Origin of the sequence: Halococcus sediminicola (assembly GCF_000755245.1) — an archaeon.
Lineage (GTDB): Archaea > Halobacteriota > Halobacteria > Halobacteriales > Halococcaceae > Halococcus > Halococcus sediminicola.
In genome coordinates, this window is record NZ_BBMP01000001.1 from 19,292 (window position 1) to 45,279 (window position 25,988).

Annotated in this window: 21 protein-coding genes, 2 tRNA genes and 5 pseudogenes; 21 read left to right on the forward strand and 7 right to left on the reverse strand. The window is 55.4% G+C overall.

Annotated elements, in window-relative coordinates; genetic code table 11:
• Positions 1 to 75 precede the first annotated feature (75 nt).
• From ACP97_RS00100 to ACP97_RS00110, 3 genes are all read left to right on the forward strand, one after another.
• The gene (locus ACP97_RS00100; protein ID WP_049995826.1) at positions 76 to 1,248 is read left to right on the forward strand and encodes a M20 family metallopeptidase; all 1,173 of its coding nucleotides are present in this window, start codon (positions 76 to 78) and stop codon (positions 1,246 to 1,248) included.
• Positions 1,249 to 1,392: 144 nt separating this feature from the next.
• The gene (locus tag ACP97_RS00105) at positions 1,393 to 1,773 is read left to right on the forward strand and encodes a ParB/RepB/Spo0J family partition protein (protein ID WP_079977464.1); all 381 of its coding nucleotides are present in this window, start codon (positions 1,393 to 1,395) and stop codon (positions 1,771 to 1,773) included.
• A gap of 113 nt (positions 1,774 to 1,886) precedes the next feature.
• Positions 1,887 to 2,237 (forward strand): DUF6788 family protein, encoded by a 351-nt coding sequence (locus tag ACP97_RS00110; RefSeq protein WP_049995827.1) that lies wholly within the window; start codon positions 1,887 to 1,889, stop codon positions 2,235 to 2,237.
• Positions 2,238 to 2,664: 427 nt separating this feature from the next.
• Here ACP97_RS00110 and phaZ read toward each other — a convergent pair whose 3' ends face one another.
• Entirely contained in the window at positions 2,665 to 3,570 is a 906-nt protein-coding gene (gene phaZ / locus ACP97_RS00115) for an intracellular short-chain-length polyhydroxyalkanoate depolymerase (protein ID WP_202593516.1), read from the reverse strand.
• 127 nt (positions 3,571 to 3,697) lie between these two features.
• Positions 3,698 to 4,363: an O-methyltransferase gene (locus ACP97_RS00120; RefSeq protein ID WP_049995828.1), complete on the reverse strand. Its 666-nt coding sequence runs from the start codon at positions 4,361 to 4,363 to the stop codon at positions 3,698 to 3,700.
• A 539-nt stretch (positions 4,364 to 4,902) separates the two neighbouring features.
• Between ACP97_RS00120 and ACP97_RS00125 the strand changes: the two genes are divergently transcribed.
• The 6 genes and pseudogenes from ACP97_RS00125 to ACP97_RS00145 all read left to right on the forward strand — a co-directional run bounded on the left by ACP97_RS00125 (position 4,903) and on the right by ACP97_RS00145 (position 10,252).
• The gene (locus tag ACP97_RS00125) at positions 4,903 to 5,745 is read left to right on the forward strand and encodes a helix-turn-helix transcriptional regulator (protein WP_049995829.1); all 843 of its coding nucleotides are present in this window, start codon (positions 4,903 to 4,905) and stop codon (positions 5,743 to 5,745) included.
• Positions 5,746 to 6,029: 284 nt separating this feature from the next.
• Positions 6,030 to 6,425 (forward strand): cupin domain-containing protein, encoded by a 396-nt coding sequence (locus ACP97_RS00130; RefSeq protein ID WP_049995830.1) that lies wholly within the window; start codon positions 6,030 to 6,032, stop codon positions 6,423 to 6,425.
• Between the two features lie 3 nt (positions 6,426 to 6,428).
• On the forward strand, positions 6,429 to 6,689 hold the full coding sequence (locus tag ACP97_RS00135; protein ID WP_049995831.1) for a hypothetical protein: 261 nt from the start codon (positions 6,429 to 6,431) through the stop codon (positions 6,687 to 6,689).
• 151 nt (positions 6,690 to 6,840) lie between these two features.
• Positions 6,841 to 7,876 (forward strand): annotated as a pseudogene (locus tag ACP97_RS00140) (DUF790 family protein); the annotation flags it as partial.
• Between the two features lie 210 nt (positions 7,877 to 8,086).
• The gene (locus ACP97_RS19480) at positions 8,087 to 8,260 is read left to right on the forward strand and encodes a hypothetical protein (protein ID WP_154019861.1); all 174 of its coding nucleotides are present in this window, start codon (positions 8,087 to 8,089) and stop codon (positions 8,258 to 8,260) included.
• A 414-nt stretch (positions 8,261 to 8,674) separates the two neighbouring features.
• Positions 8,675 to 10,252, forward strand: coding sequence for a PQQ-dependent sugar dehydrogenase (locus ACP97_RS00145; RefSeq protein WP_049995832.1), 1,578 nt, complete (start codon positions 8,675 to 8,677; stop codon positions 10,250 to 10,252).
• A 788-nt stretch (positions 10,253 to 11,040) separates the two neighbouring features.
• Here the strand turns inward: ACP97_RS00145 and ACP97_RS00150 are convergent.
• Complete coding sequence (locus ACP97_RS00150) at positions 11,041 to 11,700, reverse strand: hypothetical protein (RefSeq protein WP_237561004.1); 660 nt, start codon at positions 11,698 to 11,700, stop codon at positions 11,041 to 11,043.
• A 431-nt stretch (positions 11,701 to 12,131) separates the two neighbouring features.
• On the opposite strand from ACP97_RS00150, the gene ACP97_RS20600 reads away from it, so the two are divergent.
• Positions 12,132 to 12,314: a hypothetical protein gene (locus ACP97_RS20600; protein WP_237561006.1), complete on the forward strand. Its 183-nt coding sequence runs from the start codon at positions 12,132 to 12,134 to the stop codon at positions 12,312 to 12,314.
• A 254-nt stretch (positions 12,315 to 12,568) separates the two neighbouring features.
• Here the strand turns inward: ACP97_RS20600 and ACP97_RS00160 are convergent, their stop codons facing one another.
• Positions 12,569 to 12,910, reverse strand: coding sequence for a DUF5615 family PIN-like protein (locus ACP97_RS00160; protein ID WP_049995833.1), 342 nt, complete (start codon positions 12,908 to 12,910; stop codon positions 12,569 to 12,571).
• Complete coding sequence (locus tag ACP97_RS00165; protein WP_049995927.1) at positions 12,907 to 13,191, reverse strand: DUF433 domain-containing protein; 285 nt, start codon at positions 13,189 to 13,191, stop codon at positions 12,907 to 12,909. The genes ACP97_RS00160 and ACP97_RS00165 overlap by 4 nt, the downstream gene beginning before the upstream one ends.
• A gap of 522 nt (positions 13,192 to 13,713) precedes the next feature.
• On the opposite strand from ACP97_RS00165, the gene ACP97_RS21175 reads away from it, so the two are divergent.
• The 7 genes and pseudogenes from ACP97_RS21175 (at position 13,714) to ACP97_RS00200 (ending at position 18,543) form a co-directional block, all read left to right on the forward strand.
• Positions 13,714 to 13,806 (forward strand): hypothetical protein, encoded by a 93-nt coding sequence (locus ACP97_RS21175; protein WP_237561041.1) that lies wholly within the window; start codon positions 13,714 to 13,716, stop codon positions 13,804 to 13,806.
• A gap of 522 nt (positions 13,807 to 14,328) precedes the next feature.
• Positions 14,329 to 14,844, forward strand: a pseudogene (locus ACP97_RS00175) (Tm-1-like ATP-binding domain-containing protein); the annotation flags it as partial.
• Between the two features lie 109 nt (positions 14,845 to 14,953).
• Entirely contained in the window at positions 14,954 to 15,370 is a 417-nt protein-coding gene (locus ACP97_RS00180; protein ID WP_049995834.1) for a cupin domain-containing protein, read from the forward strand.
• Between the two features lie 161 nt (positions 15,371 to 15,531).
• A pseudogene (locus tag ACP97_RS00185) lies at positions 15,532 to 15,811 on the forward strand (transcription initiation factor IIB 2); the annotation flags it as partial.
• A gap of 155 nt (positions 15,812 to 15,966) precedes the next feature.
• Positions 15,967 to 17,060, forward strand: a pseudogene (gene solA / locus ACP97_RS00190) (N-methyl-L-tryptophan oxidase).
• Positions 17,061 to 17,278: 218 nt separating this feature from the next.
• Positions 17,279 to 17,953 (forward strand): GHMP family kinase ATP-binding protein, encoded by a 675-nt coding sequence (locus ACP97_RS00195; RefSeq protein WP_449404911.1) that lies wholly within the window; start codon positions 17,279 to 17,281, stop codon positions 17,951 to 17,953.
• 516 nt (positions 17,954 to 18,469) lie between these two features.
• Positions 18,470 to 18,543, forward strand: a tRNA-Met gene (locus ACP97_RS00200).
• Between the two features lie 315 nt (positions 18,544 to 18,858).
• On the opposite strand, the gene ACP97_RS00205 is transcribed toward ACP97_RS00200, so the two are convergent.
• Both ACP97_RS00205 and ACP97_RS00210 read right to left on the reverse strand, forming a co-directional pair.
• A complete protein-coding gene (locus ACP97_RS00205; RefSeq protein WP_049995837.1) occupies positions 18,859 to 20,313 on the reverse strand; it encodes an amidase in 1,455 nt (484 codons plus the stop codon).
• Between the two features lie 564 nt (positions 20,314 to 20,877).
• Positions 20,878 to 20,952, reverse strand: a tRNA-Thr gene (locus tag ACP97_RS00210).
• A gap of 385 nt (positions 20,953 to 21,337) precedes the next feature.
• On the opposite strand from ACP97_RS00210, the gene ACP97_RS00215 reads away from it, so the two are divergent.
• The 4 genes and pseudogenes from ACP97_RS00215 to ACP97_RS21180 all read left to right on the forward strand — a co-directional run.
• Complete coding sequence (locus ACP97_RS00215; RefSeq protein ID WP_237561010.1) at positions 21,338 to 22,834, forward strand: sulfatase family protein; 1,497 nt, start codon at positions 21,338 to 21,340, stop codon at positions 22,832 to 22,834.
• A gap of 251 nt (positions 22,835 to 23,085) precedes the next feature.
• Entirely contained in the window at positions 23,086 to 23,946 is an 861-nt protein-coding gene (locus tag ACP97_RS18700) for a formylglycine-generating enzyme family protein (protein ID WP_272913426.1), read from the forward strand.
• An 86-nt stretch (positions 23,947 to 24,032) separates the two neighbouring features.
• A complete protein-coding gene (locus ACP97_RS00220; protein WP_079977469.1) occupies positions 24,033 to 25,154 on the forward strand; it encodes an acyltransferase in 1,122 nt (373 codons plus the stop codon).
• Between the two features lie 372 nt (positions 25,155 to 25,526).
• Positions 25,527 to 25,946: pseudogene (locus ACP97_RS21180) on the forward strand (transposase); the annotation flags it as partial.
• Positions 25,947 to 25,988 lie beyond the last annotated feature (42 nt).

A 25,988-nucleotide genomic window follows, 5' to 3' on the forward strand; every position in this document is an offset into this window, starting at 1 on the left:
GTCGAATGAACGAACTCTCATGCTCTAGTCAGATGGTAGCATACCTTTATCCGCAGCCTGCGTGAAATAGTTCGAATGAAAAACGGTGATCGGCATTCAGAACTCGAAACTCTTGCCCGTGATCTCGTGCGTCTCGAATCGGAGAATCCACCGGGAAACGAAGCTGCCGTCACCGAATTCGTGGCCGATTGGCTAGACGAACACGACATCGAGCACGAAATCGTTGAAAAGCCGTACGAGGATCGTCCACAGGTCGCCGCATGGGTCGGCTCAGGCGCGCCAACCGTCGTGTACAACAGTCATGCGGACGTTGTGCCTGCCGGCGATGTCGACCGCTGGACGCACGATCCATATGGCGGTCACATCGAGGACGGAAAGCTCTTCGGACGGGGGGCGGCGGACATGAAAACGGGGCTGGCCGTGGGAATGCTTGCGATCCGTACCATGCGAGATGAGATCGAGTCTGGCCACCACAGCGGCTCCATCGTATTGCACGTCGCCATCGGCGAAGAGACGGCCGATCCGGGGACCAAAACGTTGCTTGAAAAAGGGTTCGATGGCGACTACGGTATCGTCTTGGAGCCTACCGACTTTCGAGTGGCTACCCGGTCGAAAGGGCTTGCGTGCTACGAGATAACGGTTCGCGGCGAGCAGTCACACGCGAGTCGTCCCGATCAGGGCACCAACGCAATCGAAGCGGTCGGGCCGCTCATCGCCACCGTCGACGACTACGACACCGAACTCAGGAAGAGCGAGGATTCACTCGTCGGTCGCTCCTACGCGACGCTCACACAGATGGCAGCCGGTATCGACTCGAATATGGCTGTTCTTCCGGAAGAAGCCAGCCTCCTCCTCGACCGGAGAGTTCTTCCCGGCGAATCGCTTGAAGACGTGGATGACGAGATAGCGTCCCTTCTTGCCACTCTCGCCACGGATCATGATGTCGACGCGACGTGTCGGCGCGTCCAGAAGTACGCCGCGGCATCTGTGCCGACGGATACCCATCTCGCATCGGTGCTTCGATCGAGCGTGGGTTCGGTAACGGGAACAACGCCCGCTCCGTGGGGTATCGAAGCAGCCACCGACGTGCGGAACTTCGTGAACGATGCAGCAATCGATGCCGTCACGTGGGGTCCCGGTCGTCTTGAACAGGCACACACCGTTGATGAGCACATCAACCTACGCGATGCTGCCGCCGGACTCAATATCTTGAAACGAGCAACGCGAGAGTTGCTTGCATCGGGGTGAGATGAGAGATTGACTCAATCGGCAGTGTTGAGTGGGTTTGTTTTCGCTGACGGATCGATCCGATTCCGCGACCCCGAAGCCACCCTCAAACATGCTGCCGACACAACTGACCGACTTGACTGAGATGGAGCCGCTTGACCGTTTGTGTCTACAACAACTCGCTGTCGACGCGATCCATCGCCGTACAGCGCCCGCGAGTTCGACACTCCCGACCACAAGGAATTCGTGAAACAGACGAGCGAGCGTGGCCACTTGCTGACGTTCCCGACTGTACGAGAGTTTCCGGACAGCGAGTACAAGACGGTCGGCGGCTACAAGCGTCTGGAGGCCGCCCGACGTGCGGGCCTCAACAAATTCACCGTGCGCGTGCTCGACCTCGACAAGTGGGAGACTGCCCGCCGGTTTGTCGACGGGCATATCCCGGATCGAGGGCGATGGGACAGCTCCCGCGAGGAGCCTGAGATTGAGGAGTTGACCGAGTTCTCACCGGCGAGTTCGTTTGAGACACAGCCAAAGCAAGGCTGAAACGAGAATCTTCAGGATTCGTCCGGTGGTGGGCTTCGGCCGCCGTGGAGCGTCGTCTGTCTTATGTAACGCTCGGTGGCTTTATGCGCTCTCGATTGTTACATAAGGTGGTTATGACCGAACAGGATCCGCCGGCCCCTCCGGGGCAGTTGCCGAAGTACCTCGCCGAAGGCCTGCCCAAACAGGACAGCGAGACGCTCGCAGAGACGCTCGCAGAGACCCGCGAGTACATCGAGGAGTTGCTCGCGTGGAGAGAGCGGCCGGTCGAAGAGCACGACCTTCCTGAAGAAGCCGAGCCAGTTGACGAATCCACCCACGGGCAGGGGACCGTGATCGAGGAGATGGTGACCTGTGGCGACGAATCGTGTGCGTGCATGACCGACGGCGAGAAGCATGGGCCGTATCTCTATCGGTACTACCGCGAGGATGGAACGCTCACCTCGGAGTATCTCGGGAAACCATGAGCGGACCGCCGCGCCTTGTGTAACAATCTCCATTTACTTCCCACGAAAAATTACATAAGGGTTTGGGCATCAATGATTGGTCCGGCCGCTGGTGAGACTCGGTTGAGATTCTTGCGACGTTTGCTGGAGACACGAGAAATTCCCCCGTAAGGCAATCGTTGGGCGACTATTCGAGGGTGGCGAGAACGCGGATGTCGGTGTCATCGTGGCGCTCGCGTTCGGTCCGCGCGCTATTGTCGCGGAGGGAGGTTTCGACGCGCTTGTCGAGGGCGGCCGGTTGTGGATGGTCGATGTGGACGATGAGCGTCGAGTGGTCCGGGTCGCTGTTGTCGATAACGAGCGAGAGTTCGTTGAAGTCGTCCAGGTGGCGGTAGTCGCTGAATTCTTCGGCAATTCCGGTAGCTGTTCTTCGTCTCCAGTGAGGGCGCTACGATTCGATGAACGTTGTCACTTCGTAAAGGAGCTGGTCGAGGTCGTCGATCAGCGGCGAGTGGCCACAGTCGTCTAAGACGAGCAATTCGGCGTTCGCACCGATGTCTGCAACCGTCTGTTTGACCATCTCCTCGGTAATCACGAGGTCGCGCTCACCCCGAAGTACAAGCGTTGGCATATCGATCTCGGTTGCTTTCCCCGTTCCCTCGGTGACACCATTGTCCTCTTCGGAGATGTTGAATTGTGCCAGCGCGTAGTCGACATCGACGATATTGCGTTGGGTGAGCATATCTTCGACATACTCGTCGTATCGGGCAGGTTCTGGCTGGTTGTGAGTGTAGATGAGCTGCTCCCAGATTGCCCGCATCGTCGCTCCATCGTTCGTCCGCTGGGCCTCGGCGACGGGCATGACTTGGATCGGATCCTCGGCGATTTCTTCACGCGTGGTGAGAAATTCGTCGGTGGGTTCACCGTTCTCGTCCTTTCTGTAGATCGGATAGCCACGCGTGCTCACCGGAGCCATGAGAACGAGTTTCCGAACTCGGTCAGGGTGGTCTGCGGCGAATTCCATCGCTACTCCGCCGCCGGTCGACCACCCCATGAGGTGAAACGCTTCGAGGTCGAGTTCGTCCACGAACATCTCGACGTCGTTGGCGAAGTTGGCAATCGAATCGATCTGTGTTTCATATGATGAAGCACCGAACCCTCGCATATCCATCGCATAGAGCTTGTATTCTGGATCCATCGCTTCGAGCAGGACATCCCAGTGTTTCGAGGATGTCTGGTTGCCGTGGAGCAAGAGGAGTGGAATCGTCCCGCCCTCACGCTCGCGGTAGCTGATGGTTTCGCCGTTCGGCAGTTCAGTTGAGTGGAGTTCGGCGGTCATATCGTCTGTTGACATCCCGTACAATTTCTCGTATGGACATATAATTCTTGACACGCTCCTCTTTTGGCGTGCTTACTTAGCATGGTGCCTAGAGCTTGGAGTTTTGAACCGTGGTCAGGACTCGGTTGTAGTCGCGGGGCTTCTACAGTCGAACACTCACAGTAATGCCCTCTCCGACGGGGACGAGGACGGTCTCGAATGCAGAATTTGTGCGGACGTGGTGGTAATAATCCGCGATGCCAGCCAGATTCTTGGTTTCTGGTTCGTGATCGTCCTCTAAGACAGCACGAAGCTCTTCAGGGTCAAACTGTCCAGTGGCAGTGATGACGTTGTCGGCGATGACGACACCACCAGAAGCAACCTTCTCGCGGACGGCTTCGAAGGCGTCGACGTAGCGGTGGTTTTCGTTGTCAATGAGTACGAGGTCGAACGGGCCATCGTAGCGCTCGATCGTCTCCAGGGCGTCACCCTCCTCGAACACTGCGCGGTCATCGTAGCCGCCGCGAGTGAGGTACTCGCGGGCCTGCTCTAATTCGTCGTGGTCGACTTCGGTGAGAACGATCCGCCCATCAGACGAGAGTGCTGGTGCGAGCCAGTACGCGGAGTAGCCGTAGCCGGAACCGAACTCGAAAACGGACTCGGCATCAACCAGTCGGGCGCAGAGCCGGAGGAATTCCCCGACATCAGGGCCGACGGTTGGGAAGTCAGACTCGCGTGCCTGCGCTTCCATCGATTCGAGTACTTCGTCCATCTCGGGAGTCGTCAGATGGAGCAGTCGGCCAACCGCTTCAGAGACAAGTTCGGTCATGGTATTGCACGCATGTGGGCCGAGTGCTAAAACTCGCTGTGTCACTCGTCGAGTTGATATTGACTTCTTGCTTCTGGGTGTTGACCGAGTGTAGACAGTGGGTGATGGCGGTTTTCCGGTGCGTTCGAATAGGGGATTTCGTCCGATGGTTCTGGACCGAGCGTCAGGAAGAGGTACCTTCTGGACACTCCTAGCTCACTTGGTTTCAAACTCAAAGACTCGCTGCAACTCAGTTTCTATTCGAGTACTTGCCTTCGTGTGCTTGTCGCCGTCCATTCGGCCTGACGATTTCGTCGCTGACGAGCATATTGTCAATCGCGATATGGAGATCAGGAAACCCTCATTGAACTCACATCAGGAACTGAGAGCTGGCAAATGACGTTCCACGCACCCTCGTGCAGAGCTACGGAAATCAGAAGAACCGAGAGAGACTGCCCAGTACAGAGATTGAACTTGAAACGAACGGAGTAGTGACAGAATTTTTTAGATGCCTCTATTACATTAGGACACAAATATGCGTGGTGAACGGTGTAAGGATCATGGACCCGTCGCTCGAAGACATCGACTTTCTGGCCCGCTCACAGCACCGCATCGGGGTGCTCGCCGCACTAGCTGAGAATTCCTCTGATCGTCGTGATCTGCAAGACACCACCGAGGCCTCGGCTTCGACTATCTCCCGTGTTCTCAGTGATCTCGAAGCTCGCCACTGGGTCACCCGAGATCCGCCTCGATACGAACTGACGCCGTTAGGAACTTTTGTTGCCACGCGATTCCTCAATCTCCATGACGCAATGGGCCTCGAACGAACGTTACGCGATGTCTGGCAATGGCTGCCGCGTGAGATGGATGGATTTTCAGTCGAACTGTTCGATGACGTCGTCGTCTCGTATCCGGGGCCTGCGTATCCCTATCAACCCGTCGAACGCGTGACTCACCTGCTTGAGCACACCGAGACGATACGTGGCTTCGGGACGACGATCTACAAATCAGGGAACATCGAAGTGTTCTGTCGGCGCGTCATCGAAGGGATGGAGATGGAATATGTCTATGCGCCATCAGTTCTTCGAGCCATCATCGCGTGGAATCCCGACCTTGTCGCCAAAGTCTTCGCGTGCGAGAACTGCACCATCCTCCTGCATGACGACCTGCCGGATGGCGATCGGTGCGGACTCAACGTCATGGATGACTGTATCGGACTCTGTGGACACGATCGCGAGACCGCACAACTCAAGGCCGTGATCGATACAAAATCGTCAGAGGCGCGCGACTGGGCGACTAATGCGTACGAGCGCTATCGTAGTGAAGCGCGCCCGTTTGATCCGGACGCATTCGAGACGGCAGATCACGATCCACAAAGGATTACGTTACGCGTTGAGGCCTGATTGTCGGTCGGTATCCCCAATTTGCTGTAGCGTTCTACTGGTTGATTTCATTTGTTGGGGATGACTCTCTGCTCATCAGAGGGCCTCTTTTCCGTCTCGTCGGACCGAATGCACCCCACTCGCAACGATATCGGTTGCTACAAGATGCGAGAACGAGACTGCCGATATAATTGATGGAGGATACTATTTGCAAGGGGTGAAATTTTGCATGGAATAACTACATTTCCTCATCCAGCGTACTAGCGGTCGCGGAAGGTAGACACCTGCCGCACAGGAGAGAACTCATGCAGAAAGCAAAAGAAGAACTCCCAGTTGCGATAGAGACACCGGACGCGAAAGTACGACAGCAGACGGACTTCGGTGCGGCGACCGACTACGGCGAACTGGCCGCAGAACGCCTCCGGTTTGCTGCCGGAACCGACCTTACGCCGCTCCTCAAAGGTTTGGAGGACGATATGTGCCAGTGTCCCCACTGGGGCTATGTGCTGGACGGCGCAATCAACCTTCGCTACAGCGACGGGATTGAAGAAGTCAGCGAGGCAGGCGATCAACTCTACTGGCCGCCGGGACACACCCTCTGGGTTGAGGAAGACACGGAGTTCATTCTCTTCAGCCCGCAGGACGACCACATCGAAGTCTTCGAACACATGGCCAACAGGATGGAAGAGTTGGAGGAGTAGAGCATGGCAAGGATCTACGATCAAGAGGCTGACGACGCGTTCCAGCAGGCACACCGTGAGGTACGTCAGGCAGTCTTAGAAACTCAGGATATGGTGGAGGCGATGTGTCCGCATCCCGACTGTGGACTAACGACAACCGCACCGGCCCCCGATGTAGGGACGAAGATAACGGTAACACGCAGTGCAGCCCTGTTCGGCGACTACGAGAAGATGCGCTGTCCAGAGGGACACAAGATATTCGTTCACTACTGCAAGACATCGTAAGGGCGGTGAGACCGATCGAGAAAACGTTTCGAGTGGTGCGTCGTCCGAACGACTGACCTACGACAGGTAGTCTTCCCGTTCGAAGATATCCTGTCACCGCTCGAAGAAACCGAATTTTTCGCTCGCTCGACTAACCCCACCAGAATTCTCGGCCGATAACTCGTATCCGATCGTCCGGCAGCCGACGCTCGGTGCCGACACTCGTAAGCTCGACGTCTACACGGCGGTCGCTGACGACCTCGGCATCTCGCTCGCGGAGTGTCATCAGGGGATGTACGCAGATCTCGATGCGAATAGCCGCCTCGTACGCTTCGGCGATCAGGTCGCCGAATCGATCGAGCTGGACATCAATAGGACGACCAGTACGACCCAGTTGACTGGCCAGAGCGAGGAGGAATACGCCGGTAAGGCACTCACTGTCGAGTGGCTGTTGCATCGGTACAACCTCGCGCTCGCGCGCAGTGCTCTACGATGCGACCGAGTTGCGCATTCGGGTCTGGGACGATTTTGCGACGGTATTCAGCTACGTGAAGCTGTTCGGGTTGATGCACCGAATCTATCCGATTGACGAGAGCGGCGAACGCAGCTCGAGCACGGACCGTGTGGACGGATACGAAGCGATCTTGGACGGTCCGGCCTCGCTGTTCCGCCAGTCGCGCAAGTACGGCATTCGAATGGCGAATTTCTTGCCCGCGTTGCCTCACTGCGAGCGGTGGGAGCTCACCGCGGACATTCTCACCGACGAGTCAGCCAACGAAACACGGGAGCTGACACTCGATCAGGCGGCGGGGCTCCAGACACACTACAGCGGTGGCAGCCAGTTCGACAGCGACCTCGAACGAACGCTCGCCGACAAGTGGGAGCGGGCGAACACCGACTGGGAGCTAGTTCGCGAGGACGACGTAATTGATCTAGGTGAAGAAGTGATGCTCCCGGATTTCGCGCTCGAACATCCCGACGGCCGCCGGGCGATTCTGGAGATCGTGGGTTTCTGGACGCCCGAATATCTCGATGAGAAGCTCGCCAAGGTTCGTCAGGCCGATGCGGATAACCTAGTGTTAGCCGTGTCCGAGGAGTTGGATTGCACGAGCGAGGACATCGATCTCAGGGCTGAGCGGCTGCTCTGGTTTAAAACCGGTCTTCATGTGTACGATGTCGTCAACCTCGTCGAAGAGTACGCGATGTAGTTGCCCTTCGCCTCGAATTCCCTCGTCCCGCTCTTGGAAGTAAAGCGGCAAGACCCTTAACGAATCGGCACGATACATTGCTTATACTGTGAACGAGACGATCACCTGGCTTCACAATCGATCACAGCATCAAGGACGGATACAGTATCACGAACGCACCCCGGACGTGAAGCCACACTTACGGATCTCGATCTCAACTACCGGATCGACATGGCGATCGCACGACGCAATATCGACCAGCTCTATCATCATCAGATCAACGCCATCAAAGTCATCTGTACCGATCAGAACGTCGTCCTCGCGACACCGGCCACCAGCGGGAAGAGCCTCGTATACACCATCTCAGCGTTTGAGCGCGCTATGATGACCAGAAACAGTGAATGAACACAGCATAGCTGTTGATTTCGGATAACGAAAATGGTCTCACAAGAGTCAGACGGTAAGAACACCGCAGTATCGTCAGCACTCACTAATCCAACTCGTCGTCGGCTTCTCACCACCACAATCGCTACAGGCACCACTCTTGCAGGCATCAGCAATCAGACGACAGTAGAGGCTCAATCAACTACAGAGGCCATACAGCCCTCACAGACGATACGCTTCGACGGTGCGGTTTCAGGATGGATCGGACGCACTCCCACAGCAATACGGACTCAAACCAATCCTACGCTATTGCTGGAAGCTGGACGCACATATCATATTAAATGGAAAAACACGGACGGCCAACGGCACAATATTGCGCTCCTAGACGCTGATGGGTCAGCACTCAAACAAACGTCATTCACAACCGAACGTGGTGTGGTCCAGACGATCATGTTCACTGCAACGCACGAGATGGCCGAATACGTTTGTGAGGCACATCCTGGGTCGATGCGCGGCGATATCACTATCGGGGACCAGCAAACAAGCACTCCAACGCACAGCCAGCCAGACAAGCGATTCATGCCGTGGGGAGCAACTATCGGTACCAAAACGGTTGCCGACGGCTCTCTTAGTGCACCAGTCGATTTCGAAGTTGTCCCAGATGACACTGACCGATGGTGTATCGTCGACCAGGTAGGGCAGATCTACGTCCACACAGCAGATGGGTTGCAGAACAAACCATTCCTCGATATCGCCGATCGACTCATCGATTTCGGGCAAGTCGAAGAGGGCACGATTGATGAGCGCGGATTCCTCGGGCTTGCCTTCCACCCGCAATTTCAGGACAATCGAAAATTCTACGTCCGCTACAGTGCACCCGCACGACCGAAAACGCCCAAGGGCTACACACACATCGAGCGACTCTCAGAGTTTACGGCGGATCAGAACCGTCAGCACGGACGCCCAGCCTCCGAACGGATCATACTGGATATCCCGTCACCACACCATACGCACAACGCTGGTTCCGTCATATTCGGCCCTGACGAGTATCTCTACATGGGAATGGGCGACGGCGGTGGAAGTAAACTCGAAACCGGACATACCGACGACTGGTTTGAGAACAACGGTGGCAACGGCCAGGACGTCACGGATAATCTCCTCGGAAGCATTCTCCGAATTGATATCAACAACCGAGCGAGCGGCAAACAATATGCGATCCCAGACGACAACCCTCTCGTCGGAAAACCAGGCCGTGGTGAACACTATGCCTGGGGGTTTCGCAATCCTTGGCGGATGAGTTTCAACGATGGACAGTTATTCGTCGCTGATGTGGGCGAAAGCAACTACGAAGAAGTGAACATCGTCGAGAAAGGGAAAAACTACGGTTGGAACGTCCGAGAAGGATTTCATTGCTATAGTACGGACGATCCACAGAACCCGCCTGAAAAATGTCCGCAACGAACCCCACCAAACGTCCGTGGCGGCGAACCGCTAATTGATCCGATCATCGAATATCCGCACGTCTACGAAGATGAAAGCGTTGGCCTCTCAGTGATTGGCGGTTACAAATGCGAGGATGAAACGATGGCAGATCTACAGGGCAAATACGTCTTCGGAGATTACAGTAAGGACGGCCAACCACGAGGATCACTTTTCGCTGCTACTCCATCTCCGGATGCTAAGAAGGAAACCACGGGTGGAGACGAGAACAAATCATGGGAACTCGAAGAACTCCAGATAGCCAGCTCGAACACCAACGAGCTCGACTCGTATGTTCTTGGGTTTGGACGCGACGACGCAGGCCAACTCTACGTACTCACGACAAAGGTACTCGGAGTCGATCCAACAACTACATCTGGCCAAGTACAACAGCTTGTCTCGAATACAGCAGGAGAGCAAACACAAGACGAAGCCGGAAGTAATGTTGGAGGACCAGGATTCGGCATACTCGCAGCACTGGGTGGAGGGCTGATCGCAGGCCTTATTCGAGCGTTATCCTCGATTCGAGAATAGCTTCAGAGTCGAAGTATCTCGAGTTCGCAGACTGGAATCCAGTACGCTCGCAAGCGTCGATTGTATAGCTCATCTCCTCTGGGAATCCTGCTCCTCGCGTCGTCGTTGATACTGCTCGCGGCGGCTCCGGCCTAACAAGCACGATTGAGTCTGAAGCTTTTCCGGAGTTAGAGAGCAACTGCGGTCCCACAGCGATGTGTCGCCATCATCGAAGAAAAAAGGTGGGCAGTGGGGGGAGGGGGTAATTTTTACAGAGTCTGGCGTGGTGGCTGTCAGTATGATAGGGGGACTCATCCGGGTTGATGACGATGCGGAGTCGGAAATTGAAGCGTTGGGATCGCTCCCACAACCGGGGAATCGATATGAGTCAGCGTGACTCGACAGTGTTGCCGTCGCGGTGTCTGGAGTGTAGATTCGAAGTAGCCCCTGGCAGAGACGAGTGGGATCACGTGGAGGCCCCGCCGCTCGGAACGCTGACACAATGTCCGGAGTGTGGGAGTACGAATGTCCTGAGCCGCGGATAGCACGCTGGATGATTTTGCTTGCTTTCGATAGGGTATGATAAAGCCATCTGTCGTTAGCTAAGAGACGAATCGCATGACTGCGGCTGGAATCAACACCAATTCCTGAGTGGAATGATGACGGAAGATGTGATGTCAGGGGCTGATTACAGCCGTCAGATATTCACGGACGCAATACGTGAATAGGTTCACCGATTCAATGGAGTTGAGTACAGCGAGAGCAGGTTTCGAAGCTCATCGAATTCTTCGAAGAGCTGGTTTTCGATTTTACTTTGCTCGGAAGGCTTCATACATATAGACCGTACAGCAAAGCTGTACCGGCCCGAGCAGCACCGACTGAACAGCGCTCCCATAGACAATTTGGTTGGAAAATCCCTGGAACAGCTCAGCAGTCGTCCCCGTTGAGATACCACCTGTCGCGAGAATCGAGCCACCCCAAAAGATCAGCGAGATACCGAAAAACACCGCAGCGACACCGAAAATCGTCCAGACATTCCCACTACTGATCGCCCAGCTTTGCTGGAGACCGCTACTCGGACCCCGTTCTTCGAGCATCACAGCCGCCGTCGTGAACTGGAATCGCAATGTAACGTAGATACCCGGTATCACTAACAGAAGCGTCGCGAATCCACCGATAATACCCGCAATTAACGACGCGAGAAACGTGTACACGATCAAGATGACTCGCGACCCCTCCGTATCGAGGGTTTTCCCCATCCCTTTGTAGGCGACTAGCGTCCCAATCGCGGTGACGATTATCGACACGAATCCGCTGAGACTGGCTGAGGATACGTTTGCTAGAGCCGCAATAACGTAGAGACCAAACAGGATCGGGACGTTTGTCGCAATTGATGCCCCTTCTTTCAGAACCTCAATCACTCCTGGTGAACGAGCGTTTTCCATTTCTTCCTTGGAGACATTCGACATGCTCATCGTACCGTAATTTCTCTCACAACGGCACTGTCTAGTTAAGGCGGATCGGCTGATTTCGGCCGTCTGAGGGTTCGGGCCGATATGGAGATTGAGCTAGGATCGATTTGCCGATTGATGGACCAAAGAGACGATCAGTGGCCTGATCGAGAATCCCCATCTGAATCCGACCTAATTCCCCAAAGAACTACACTCTCTTCGTTGGATCTGCTTATCTAGACAGTGCCCTCACAACTGTCTGATAAATATACTGAAAGCCAGTAATTCGCTCTCGCTGGCGAGTTCGTTTGAGACGCAGGTGGAAAGCGGTTGAGGTGGCGACTACGGACGGTTGTGTTCTGATGGTGACCTCTCCTTGTAGGGCGTTAGGATTCGACCTTATGTAACACTCGATGGCTTCATCTGCCTTCGGTTGTTACATAAGTATCATGATCGAATGGGGCCCACCAGATCCGCCGGGGTGGTTGCCGAAATACTTCGCCAAAGGCTTGCCCAAACAGGACAGCGAGACGTTCGCAGAGACCCGTGAGTACATCGAAGAGCTGCTCGCGTGGAGAGAGCGGCCGGTCGAAGAAGACGACCTTCCCGAAGCAGTCGAGCTGGTCGACTAATCCACCCAAGGGTAGGGAACCGTGGTTGAGGAGGTGGTGATCTGTGGTGACGAGTCGTGTATGTGTATGAGCGACGGTGAAAAGCAGGACCGTATCTTTACCGCTACTATCTCGAAAGCGGGAGGCTCACTTCGGAATATTTCGGCAAGTCGTAGTTGATTTGGGGTACCTTGCATAACAACTGATGCCCACGATCCACTGATGAGTACATAAGGCACTCAAGATGAGACGGGGCCTCCGAGTCGGCGTAGCGTTCACAACCAGCCGTCGGGGATATGGACGATTTCGTTGCGGGTGTCCTCGAGTCTGAGAACGCTGAGCGCGTTGTGGACGGAGCGAACGATGTCGCTGCGCGGGGTACGCTGGTCTTCGTAGAAGAGGATACCCCAGTGGTCGGTATCGTCGACGAACTCCTTCGTGACGAAATCCAGGTCGTTGGTGAGAATCATCGCTTCGTTCTCGTTGGCGAACTCCAGAACGGCGGGATCATCCTTCCCGCTAATGGGTGTATCGTAAATAGTCACAGCGTCGATGCCCTCGCTCTGGAGAGTGTTGGCGACGACGGGGGAGATGTGCTCGTCGGTGAGCACCCTCATGCGTGCTGACGGAATTTCTCGGGATCGAGTTGGCGTTCGCTGGCGCGCTGGGCGGCTTGGTGTTTCTTTTCGCGCCACTCCTGCATCTCGTCGGGATGATCGTAGTAGTATGCAAGGGCGTGGTGAACGGCCGCGAGATCGAGGTCGTAGTCCGCGGCCACGTCTTCGGGATGCTCGCCTTTGTCGATGACACGGGCAGCGATATGGAGCACGCCGATACGTCGGCCGTCGATCCGCGGCTCACCACCGAGCGTGTCCTCTGTAGAGACGATCTGAGTCATATCCGTTGTTTCGTGCGTATCGACAAAGAGGTTCGCCCTCTCGGCTTCCATCGTTCTGTGTGGCGTGAGAGTTCGCTGAGATACCTATGGAGATCAAAAGGCTGCTGGAAGATGTCTACCTGCGAAAGCCTATACAGCGCGCTATGTGCGCGAGCAGGACCGTGGAGGTGGGCGGACCCGGAGGGCTGGACTCTCCAGTGATGTTGTTGCGGTGAGATAGTTGAATTACATGAGAACTGCGCATATTGAAGTATCTTCTATCTCTCTTCCTACGTTCGAGATACCCTAATTCTGGAAGTATGCTATGACAACACAAAGGTTAGGGAAACTTATATATACTCTCTCACTAGTTACTATACTAACCAAAGTAGCCTTAACACAATATGAGGGTTAGTTTGGTTTCGCACGGGACCACAGCCTGTGTAGGAGGAAAATTGACCTATGGCAGACAACGCAGACACTCAATCCAGCAGCAGCAGCACCACTACTGAACCAACCACCTTCTTCAGCCGCCGCGGCGTCATGAAAGGAGCCGCCGGTGTCATTGGCGCAGGCGCGCTCGCCGGCATGCCTCTGGTACGGCACCCAGCCGGCCCTCGCCGCCAGCACCTATGAAGCAGGCGAGGATGGGAACGTCACCGTCACGACCAACGCCGGTGAGGTCATCGATGTCATGATCGCCCCCGTTGTCACGCTCAATTGGGACAACTTCGGTGGTGGTGTCGATGCGCTGGATCTAGCTGTCAGCGCGGATGTGAACGGAGATGCCAACACACCGCTCGAGGTGAACCTCACGTCTGACAGTGGGTCGTTTGCTTCTCCGGGTGTTGCGTCGATTCAGGGCGACGGTCCTGGGAACTATACTGGCTCGACTACAGTCACCTTCCCCGAAACCAGCATTATGGGCAACACCATCTCGAGTTCCTCGTTCCCGACCTCGGTCGCACAGGGCGCTTCCAAAACCCAGACCGTGAGCCTCTCGCTTGCTGCGAGCGGTGTTACCTCGATGGGCGGAACAAACGTCTCCGCCGAAGCAGCTACCCTCAGCTTCGATGTCACTGTTGAGAACCCCGATGGGACCATGACCGCAACCATCGACTCCTCGAACGCCGCCGCAACCGGCGCAGATTCGGCGGAGACGGCGTGCTCGATCTGACGACGACCGAGTGGGCTGACGAACTCGTTGGCGGCGTCCTGAATGCCGGGCCGGAGCGTCTCGAAGCCGCAGGACGAACCGGAACGCCGCAGGTCGTCTCGACCGGCGCGCTCGACATGGTCAACTTCGGGCCGATGGACGACATTCCCGAGGAGTTCCGCGACCGGAATCTCCACGTCCACAACCCACAGGTGACACTGATGCGGACGATCCCCGAGGAGTGTGCCGAACTCGGCCAGATCATTGCGAAGAAACTCAATGAAGCGACAGGACCAACTGCGCTTGTCCTGCCGCTTGGTGGCGTCTCGATGCTCGCTGTCGAAGGCGAGGATTTCCATGATCCCGAGGCGGATGAAGCGCTGTTCGACGCCCTTCGTGAGAGCCTCGACGAAAGGATTGAACTTCTCGAATTAGAGACGAACATCAACGACGAGGAGTTCGCACAGACGATTGCCGAAAAACTCGACGAGTACATGGGCGAAGCGGGTCTTGTCTAACTGTTTGGACGACCGGTCGGCACTGGCACTCTGAACAGGTGGCTGAACCGGCCAGTGCGGCCGGGACCGACCGAAGATTGATACGCTGTAGCTGCCGTCCTGTACACATATGACAAATGAAAAGTGGTTCATCGCGCCCGAAGACGTCGAGACGTTGCAATTCGACTGGGGACGAATCAAGTGGCTGAGTACACCCGATGTGACTGACAGCGAGCAGCTCAGTGCGGGAATTGTCCAACTCGCTCCAAAGGAGGGCCACGAGCGACACAACCATCCCGATAGCGAGGAGATTCTCTACGTCATCAGCGGCGAGGGTATCCAGACGGTCGACGGTGAGGAACGACGCATCACTGCCGGAGAGATGGTGCACATTCCAGCCGGCGCCTATCACAGTACGATCAACGCGACGTGGGAGCCCCTCCGACTTCTTGCAGTCTACGCGCCTCCAGGACCCGAGGAGGTTTTACGGGAAGACCCGAATAATTCGATTCTCTCGGCCGGCGACCTCTCGGTTGAGACCGATTAGAGCGAGTGACCTGCACCGCGCAGGTGGCCGACAGACGGTTGCAGGCTGATTCTGGTGGGGCTGATCGACGTATAATGTCGGGTGGTTTTGGAGTGGCCAGGAAGGGGTACCTTTTGGACACTGCTCAAATGCCCTTCTTACGACGTTCAACTGGCACACTGGCTTACATTCCCCGATTCGCCTCGGAGCTTGATCTGTCCGAAGAGGCCACGCAACGCAGCCGCGACCTATTCACGGGCAGTGATCGAAACTGAGGAGAGCTACCTGAGCGGGAAGAATCCTGTTGGGCTTGCAGCTGCTGCGGTTTACGCTGGAGCACTGCTCACGAACGAGAAAGTCACTCAGCCAGCCGTTGGCGAAGTGGCCGATATCTCGACGGTCACCATCCGCAAGCGATACAAAGATTTAATCGAATTTGGTGAAGACATACAAGTTCCATAAGTCAACTTGGCTAAGTAGCGACACTCACCCCGTGGATGAAGTATTTTGCTAGCGGCCACCACGGCCGCAGCAACACATTTCTCTCTGCCCCGCCGGCGTTGGGTATGAACATCTCTCGCGAGCAGTACGATGCTATCGTCATTGGTGTCGGCGGAATGGGCAGCGCTGCTGTCTTTCGACTTGCTGAACGCGGTCTCGACGTTCTCGGTATCGAGCGCTTCGATATCCAGCACGCGCGCGGGTCGAGCCACGGGAGTACCCGCATCGTCCGGCTCACACAGCCCGAAGACCATTCCTACGTGCCACTTGCACGAGCCACCTTCGAGAACTGGCGCGACCTCGAGGCGGCGACCGGCCGCGACCTCCTCACGATTCCGGCTCGATTCACGCCAGCCCAGCCGACGCGGACCTGTTCACTAACGCCCGTCGCTCGGTTGAGGCCAACGATGTCGATCACGAGGTACTTACTGGGACGGCGGTGAATGAGCGCTTTCCGGGATACGACCTCCCGGCAGACTATTGGGTGGTCTACCAACCCGATGGTGGCTTCGTTGATTGCGAACAGGCCGTAATCGCCCACGTCGAGGCAGCACGCGCAGAGGGAGCCACCATTAAAGCCCGCGAGCGCGTCCTCGACTGGCACGAAACCGGCGACGGCGTCCGGGTGAAAACCGCCAAAGGTCGCTACGAAGCTGACAACCTGGTGGTGACGGCGGGCGCGTGGGCCAGCAAGTTCTTCCCCGATCTCGCGCCGGAACTCACCCCTTGCCGGAGGATCATGGCGTGGCTCCAGCCCGACAGGTCCGAACAGTTTCAGCCGGAGACGTTTCCAGTGTTCAGCCTCGCCGGCGAACATGGCGACGGATACGGCTTCCCGATTCATGACGTGCCGGGGTTCAAGTTCGGTCGCGAGCCGTCGTTGCCGAACACCGCCGATCCCGACGAAATGCCCCGAGAGCCAACCACCATCAAGGAGGAACGCCACCGCGAGTTCGCCGAGGCGTACTTCCCGGATGGAGCCAGACCGACGATGCGGCTGCGCACCTGCGTGATCACCGAATCATCCGACGGCCACTTCGTGCTCGGCAGTCACCCGGATTACGAAAGCGTCCACGTCGCTGCCGGATTCACCGGCCACGGGTTCAAGTTTACCGCCATCATCGGCGAGATTCTTGCGGATTTCGTTAGTGCTGGCAATACCGATCACGCCGTCGACCTCCACCGAATCGATCGGTTCTTCGACTCGTAGAATCTCCAGCCGAACTCAGTCGAGCACTCTGCACTCCCACGGGGCCCTCACCAAGGTCTTATATACATGACTACTGCTGGCAACTAATGGCTACGAGAGGCCCCTCGTCGGTAACTGCATCTGCCCCTGGTAGTGTGACGCCAATCTTCGTCCCACCGCAATCTCCACAAGACGGGTCGTTTGGGGTGAGTTTCGCCATTGAGGACGGCGTCGATGCTATGGTTGAGCCCAGTCCCGATACATCGGTCAGCCTTAACGGAGAGCTCACTACCTTCGAGCCCGTTGAAAACGTCCTTCAGCAGCTCAATGTCTCAGCAGCGGTGTCGCTGACCGCGTCGGTTCCGGTCGGATATGGATTCGGAGCCAGCGGTGCTGCAACCCTCGCCACTGCGCTTGCTGCCAACGACGCGTTCGATCTCGAACGGAGCCGCGAGGATCTCCTCGAAGCAGCTCATCGCGCAGAGATCGAAGCCGGGACCGGTCTCGGCGATGTCTTCATTCAGGACCGTGGCGGTCTCGTCTGGAACACTGGTGATGGACCCCAGCGCGCGGAGTTGTCGGCCGATCTCGAGTACACCGCGCTCGATGGCATCACTACCAGTACGGTCCTCGATGACGAGCAGACACTCGAACGAGTACGCAAATGCGGGCGGGAGAGTCTGTCGCGTTTCTCTCCCAAGAATTCGCTTCGAGAACTCCTCGACCTGTCATGGGAGTTCGTGCAGCGGAGTGGGCTCGCAACTGATCAGGTCACCAAGGAAGTCCAGCGCGTCGAACGAGACGGGGGTGCCGCCAGCATGGCGATGTTCGGCGAAACCGTCATCGCTACCGGCGCGCAGAATTTCGTCGAACGAACAACCCCAGTCACGAATGAGGGAGCACACATTTGCTGATTCGAGAGCCGATAGAGAAGTTACATGCGCTTCTCGGCTACTGTAGCGGGCAATCGGTCCTACGTGACGTCCCATGCCAATTGGCAACAAGAGCTAAGTGATAGCCACCCATAACGAGACGTGCAGGCGTGTTTGCCTGTGCTACGTGCGGTCAACACGGGAACACCGTGCGTAGGAGTATACGTGAACCACGGGCCGGGGGCCAAACCGACCGGCCCACTTTCCAGCCAGATACTCGCCGGGGGATGGGACCAGGCTGACGCACTCATCGATAGTTCTGATAGCGAGATCCGACTGGTGGTCACGACTCAGACCGTCTGGCTACTGTGAGCTAACGGATACGCCTCTGTGGCATTCTATGTCGCGCAGAACCCAGCGGACCTCTCTCATCATCACCTTATCGCCAGGACAACTTAAAGAACCAGCGACCACGTGGCGATGATGCGGCATGCCGCTCCATCAAATCGCAGGGTGAGTTTCGCTACTCTCACTGGCGTCCGAGACCGACGAAGCGATAGCGGGATGGGATAGCCAGACATTCCAGCGGGTTCATATCCCGCAGATCGGTGGTTCAAATCCACCTCCCGCTATCCAAATGTTTCTCACTGAGTGGCTTCGAGAGATGCTGTCGACGCACTTGTCGTTAGCTTCGGTATCTGAAGTGCCATTGTCGTCGCTGTGAGCTTTGTGGATGCTCCTGAACGTTTGTCGGGTGGTTCGGCAAGTCACTTGCAATTGCGTGACAGGGTTCATATGCTTCGATACGTTCGGGAATACTCCGAACGGTTCCCCCTTGATCGTTGAGACGCTTGATAAGTTGCAATACTCTTCTTCGGTGACCGCCGCGGAGGCGTCTATGATGAGATTCCATCCGTGTTCGGTTACGGAAATCGGGAGATTTAATTTCAATCTCGGTCACTATACTGCGCCGTCCACGGCCGTGCCCGTTCGATCGCTGCAACGACACTGAGTATATCGGCTTCACCGAACCGCCGTCCGATGACCTGTACTCCGACCGGCAGTCCATTATCGGTGAACCCTGCGGGGGCGGATGCTGCAGGATGGCCGGTCAGATTGAACACCCATGTCAACATCATGTCGGTCGGAACTCCGAGCACGGACTCACCATCAATCTCAGTCGGATAGCCCTCGTTGAGTTGTTTGCTGTAGGGTGGAACCGTTAGCGTCGGCGTCATGAGTACATCATAGCCGCTCAGTGCATCCTGAATGCCGTCGTATGCGGTGGTGCGGGGAATGTTGCGACGTCGTTCGTTGACCGCTGTCGTATCTTCTCCGAGAGCAATCGTCGAACGTACTGTCTCCTCGACATCCGCCGTTTCGAAGTCGATGTCGTACTGTTCCGCGATCGTTTGCGCAAACGTGCTGAAGAACACCCCGACCTGTTCGATATATGCCAGCGAGAGTTCTTCGTACGAGGGCAGCGAGACGTCCACAGTATCGTCCGTTGCGCCAGCGGCTGCCAGATCGTCAACAGCAGCACCGACCGTCTCACGTATTATCGGTGCGATCGGCTGCAGTCCAAGATCCGGGCTGTATGCCACCGATAGCTCATCCGTGGGACGATCGGTCGCGTCAACGTACTCTACACTGGAACGAGGGACGCTGAACGGGTCGCGATCGTCTCGACCTGCGAGGACATCAAGCATGAGGGCGGTATCCACCGCAGTCCGGGCCATCGGTCCACCGACGAAAAACGGGCTATGAGTGCTGAACCCGTCGGCCGGGAGACGTTCGGGAACGAGTCCGAACGTCGGTTTCAGTCCGATCACGTTGCAGCACGCGGCCGGCACTCGGAGCGATCCACCGATATCCGAGCCGGTTGCGAGCCCGGCCATTCCGGTTGCTAGTGCGACTGCCGATCCGCCCGATGGGCCGCCAGCAGAGCGATCGTGATCGTACGGCGTCGGCGTCGCTCCGAAGAGCCGGTTGTCGGTTTTGATAGTATGGCCGAGCGCGGGCGTGTTTGTCGTGCCGATGATAACTGCTCCCGCGGCTTCCAGTCGTTCAACGGAAATCGAATCGGTTTGGGCGACGTTCTCGGCAAGAGGAGTAGGGCCCATTGTATGTCGGATCCCAGCTTTCCGACTCCGGAGGTCCTTGATGGCGATGGGAACACCGTGAAGCCGGCCGAGATCTGTACCGCGTGCGGCTGCTGTATCCGCCTTGCGTGCGCGTTTACGCGCCGATTGATCGGTGACTGTGATGAAGGCGTTCAGTTCGTTGTGGGCTGCGATACGATCCAGTGTTCTTTCGACGAGCTCTAGCGATGATTGATCGCCTTCACGGATCGCTGCTGCAATATCGTGTACCGATCGTCCGATAAGGCGATTCCTGCTCATGTTCAGTGGCGGTTTCGTTGAGGGATATACTGTTGGAAGATTCTATCAATCCAAAGTGAAAATTGTTCACAAGCTATTCATGCTCTGGCTTCTTTATGCTAATCCCCGTACTACTGCCATGGGGGGAGAACGTAGGGAAGTGACATAATACCGCTTCTGTCCTACGTTTTCGAGGCAACATAAATCGGATGGGTGTCAACCAGCCAGAAATTATTTGTTCTTCCTCTGCTTTACACAAATCCTCGGTACTATCACCTGCATGGATTCGTCCGGGAGAACGTGGAGTAGGCATCATGGTCGTTCCTACCTTCCACGTTTCTGAGTTCTGAGTGTTATGGCTGATTTGGCGCATGCTAACTAACCGCAAGGAATTCATCACCATGAATTGTTGAGTCGGGTACGGTAGGTGTTTCGAGTCAGACAACAAACATGGGCGGAATGGTCGTCATGTCTTCGTTCGCTCGTGCCCACGTTTTCGAGGTCAACCGTGCCTCACGCAACCCTCAGAGTAGGCCAGGTCGATCACAACTCAGACGCGATTCTTACTCGTCGCATAACCGGAGAAGCCGAGAGAGGGATTCGAACCCCCGACGTGCTCCTTACAAGGGAGCTGCTCTGACCAGCCTGAGCTACCTCGGCCCACTCCCTATGGCTGACACAGCGTCGTACAAAATAAAAGACTCTGAATCATTCAAGAAGTGGTGCAGTAACAGTTATACTCCGTGATACCGCTCCATTTGTCCAAATTGATTTTCGCAAGCGTACTGGGGATTAGAGAGCTAAGTACGAGTAAAATAGTGGTCCGTTGTGCGGCATCACCATTGACCCCGTGAGTTCTGCACGGGCCATTTGCTTAAGTTGACTGGCCGATCTCCGTTTCAGGAGCTTCAGGAATCGATTCGAATGGAGTGAATTGACCGAAAGAGGCCAAAAAAGGAAAGCGGCTCACGCTTCAAGCACCGTCATACAAATGCCCAACCAATCTATAACACAGCCCAAGAATAAAATTCACCGTCGAAGTGCTGTGAAGACGATTGGCGGGGTTGGGGCTGCTAATCTCCTTAGCGGCTGCAACTCACATATAGGTGGTTTTTCCCGACATGATTCTAATGAACAGAAGCAGCGGAATATGGTCTTTGTGCTGAGCGATGACCACCGCTATGACTTCATGAGTTTCATGGATGGGCCAGGTACGCCAGACTTTCTTGAGACACCGAACATGGATCGAATGGCAGAGGAAGGAGCGCATTTGGCGAACGCTTCGGTCAGCACACCACTTTGTGCACCGAGTCGTGCTTCGATTCTTACCGGCCAGTACGCCCACGAACACGGAGTGATCGATAATCAGCGCACAAAAGTAGATCACGTACCATTCTTCCCACAGCATCTGCAGGATGCTGGCTATGAAACTGCTTTTATCGGTAAATGGCATACCTATCATGCCGACAACGCGCAACCCCGTCCGGGATTTGATCACTGGGTGAGTTTTGAGGGCCAGGGTGAATATTTCAGTCAAGTTTTCAACGTCAACGGCGACCGAGTCAAACGCAAAGGCTATATTACAGATGTTTTGACGAATTTCGCACGTCAATGGATCAACAACCGTGACAGCGACAAGCCGTTTTTCCTCTTCCTTTCGCATAAAGCACCACATGCCTGGTTCCACCCAGCTCCCCGTCACAAAGGCCGGTATGCGAACAAATCGATTGATTATCCGAAAACGATGGCCAGCAAAAACGCAAATTATGGCCAAAAACCCAACTGGGTGAAAAATCAGCGAGAGGGCGTTCGTGGGGTGAATTACATCTTTGGTGGCCGCTTCAACTACAAAAGACTGTATCGCCGATATACAGAGACTCTCTTGGCACTTGATGAGAGTATCGGCACGATAATGGACCAACTCGACGAGTCGGGTCTCGCTGACTCGACATTACTGCTGTACATGGGTGATAATGGATACTCACTTGGAGAGCATGGTCTGATAGGCAAACAAACTGCCTACGAGACATCCGTCCGCGTACCCTTACTTGCGTATGCACCCGGACTGATTGAACCCGGAACAGTTGTCAACGAATGGGTAGAAAACGTCGATATCGCGCCAACGTTTCTTGAAGGGGCCGGACAGTCTCCTCCGGACTACGTGAGCGGTGAGTCGTTCCTCTCCGAAATAAAGGGCAACAGTTCATCTCGGCGGAAAGAGCCGTTCTATGAATCGTTCTGGGGCGGAGTTCCTCAGCATCCGACGATGTTTAGCACACGTAAGGGACGCTACAAGTACATATGGTATTACGGTCCAATAACAGATGAATTGTACGATCTAAAGTCAGATCCGCTAGAGCAGCACAACCTGATTGGAGACAAAAAATATCAAAAGCATTTCAAAGAAATGCATGATCGATTATTCGACTGGATCGAAGCGAACGGTAATATTCAAATTCCTCTTCAGCGTCGCCGCAAAGGGAACAAGGAGAAGAAACGACCGAAGAAAGCTCCGAAGACTGTACCCGACGACATTGAGTGACATCGTACAGATTGTATGCGATGATAATTTTTGTTTTAGAGTAGTTCGGTAGATCGGATAGTCGCGATGACCGTAATTGCTTACACCATACAGCTCGACAACCTCATATGACACAGCGTGATTCTGCGTGCTGTGCAGCTTCACGTGGCAAAAAACGCCACTCTAAGAGAGACAATAGCGAGCTCTCTGTTGCACGCACACGAGTTGAGAATACCTCACTGGCAACGGACGAAGATGAGCGCACTAACAGAATGGTGCACTTGGATGGTGGGACGTTCACGATGGGGACAGACGAGGAGATTGGGTTTGCTGCGGACGGGGAAGGCCCAGCACGCGATGTGACACTTGACTCGTTTTACATCGATCGTTTCGCAGTGACAAATGCCGAGTTCCTCCAATTTGTGCGCGATACGGACTACACCACCGATGCCGAGCAGTTCGGGTGGTCGTTCGTATTCCGAGACTTCGTCGCACTTGGCGATGATAACCAAGAGACAGAGAGAGTTGCAGATGCTCCTTGGTGGGTTGCAGTCGAAGGGGCAAACTGGCTTCGGCCAGAGGGACCGGATTCGAGCATCGGTATCGAAGAACGGCTGAAACATCCAGTGACACACGTTTCGTGGAATGATGCCAAAGCGTATGCAGACTGGTCAGGGAAACGCCTTCCGACCGAAGCAGAGTGGGAATATGCAGCACGGGGAGGGTTAGAGAGAAGGCGATACCCATGGGGCGACCAATTGCATCCAGAGGGCGAGCATCGGTGTAACATTTGGCAGGGAGAGTTCCCCTCGCACAATACCGGTGATGACGGATACTACGGAACTGCACCTGTCTTTGAGTTTCCTTCGAACGGATATGGATTACACAATGTCTCAGGAAACGTTTGGGAATGGTGTGGAGACTGGTTTAGCGCGGATTACCACACGAGTGACGATTCATCGCGAACGAATCCGACCGGTCCACCGAATGGAACAGAGCGGGTAATGCGAGGCGGATCGTATCTGTGTCATCACTCATGGTGCAACCGATACCGGGTAGCTGCCCGTTCGAAAAACACACCAAATAGTTCGACAGGCAACATTGGATTCCGTTGTGTCGTCGATGCTGCATAAGTATCTGTTCGCGATTCAACTTTGTAGACGGGTATCAGTCGAACGGAAAAGAACACTCTAATGCGAGCACACGCACGAACGCTGACGTGGGAGAACGCATTTACAGCATCGATAGTCTACGCGCTATTGCCGTGTTCTTCGTCGTTGTTGCCCACGTCCAGCCTTTCGCTGGAGTTGGATCATATGGGAACCATATTTATTTCATTTTGGATACAATTGGACAGTTCGACGTTCCGTTCTTTTTCGTGACTTCAGGATATTTTCTCAAGGACAAACTAGATTCTGATAGGATCAAATCGACGATCCAGGGTTCCTTTCAGAAGTTGGGTTCACTGTATCTTTTCGGGATTGGTCTCTACATCTCGTCAGTTGCGCTCACAACTGGTATTGCACTTCTCGCAGGGCGACAACCGAGGACGAGCCTGAGTAGCTTGTTCGAGAGCCTCTCCCCAGTAGGACTGATATACTATGGCGATGCAGTTGCACCGCCGCTTTGGTTTCTGACAGCCTTGTTCTTCTCTATCTGTTTTGTCTCGCTGTTCGTCGCCCTCGATAAGACTCGTTGTCTTCTCTCGGCGGCTGCGGCGGCGCACGTTGTGGGCCTAATCGGTCAGAACTATCCAATGATCGCTGAGTTCTCGGTTCCGACTCGTGATGCACTCTTTTTCGGCTTTTTCTACGTTGCCCTTGGCTTTTGGATCAGGTCCGTTCGTTGGTCACCGAGTACGAATCGTCGTCGAACGTATCTCGGGATCGTTATCGCCGCAGCGATCGGACAGATAGCTGAACAGTACGTCGTTAACTATCTCCTGCGAGGCCTTACGATCAGCCAGGGAACATACACTACGGAGTACACTCTGTCAACTGTAGTCCTCGTGTTCGCCTTGTTTGCGTACGCTCTGTCGAACCCGAATTGGGGAAAGAGGACAGTTGCTCCGCAGTTGGGAACTCTCGCTGTTGGAGTCTATCTGGTCCATTTTCCTGTGTATCAGATTTTGAAGGCGCTGAACAGACTTGTGATGGTAACGGGTGGGATCGATCCGATGACGACTGTTGTATGGCAGATCCTTGCAGCGCCGGTTGTCTACATCCTTTCGTTAGTCATGTATGTCCTTTTGGCAAAGATGGGGCTCATCGAGATTGGCGGGAGCCACGTTCCACGGCTTGATCGCGTCCGCACTCGGTTGGGTTCTCAAGAAGGAGCATGAATACGTTCCGAGAGACAAACGGCTTCGACGTCTCTAATCTGATCGGAGTTGTAGCAATGCTCAAACTTGGCTGGTTATCTTATTGTAGCAGCAAAGGCGGTGGCGCAGAAGTCCTCACATGGAATGCGGTAGGATAGATTTGATGTGTCTACAATCAAGTCCATCCTACCGGATAGCGCGACGGTCGAACAGGTCTTCAAAGCACTGGAGACCGAGACAGCAGCACTTTTCGAGCATCTTGAGTTCTCGTTTCTCGTTGACTATCCCGTGTTCGCCCCCGATCCGAGGGGGCGAACACGGATTCACCAGCTACCGGAGCTCCTGAAGGGTCTTCTACACTGCTTCTACCACGATATCTACGGGCCGCGTCCAATGGCCCGAGAACTTCACAACGAGGACGTCTGGCGACAGTGTGGATTCACGCGTCCGCCTGCACGGCGGACGTTTGAGCGGTTCATCACTGACTTCGCTCTCGTTGCCGAGGACGTGTTCATCACGCTGGTCCACGAGCTTGCCGAGCAGGTACCGCTCGGCAAACTCTATCGAATCGATGGCACCGACATCCCCGTCGACCAGCGGGATGATGATGCTGGGTGGAACTACGATCACGCTGAAGACGATTTCTACTACGGATACGGCTGCTGTCTGGTGATCGCTGCTGACAATATTTCGGTTGCAGCTACGTTCACACCTGCGAAGAAGATAGATCAGGAGACGGCGATGCGCGTCACCAGTGACGCGTTCGCCGTCAAGAAACCGATCTGGATACTGGGTGATGCGGAATTCGATATGCTTGACTGGCACGACCGCCTGCTGGAGCAGGGGGTCATGCCG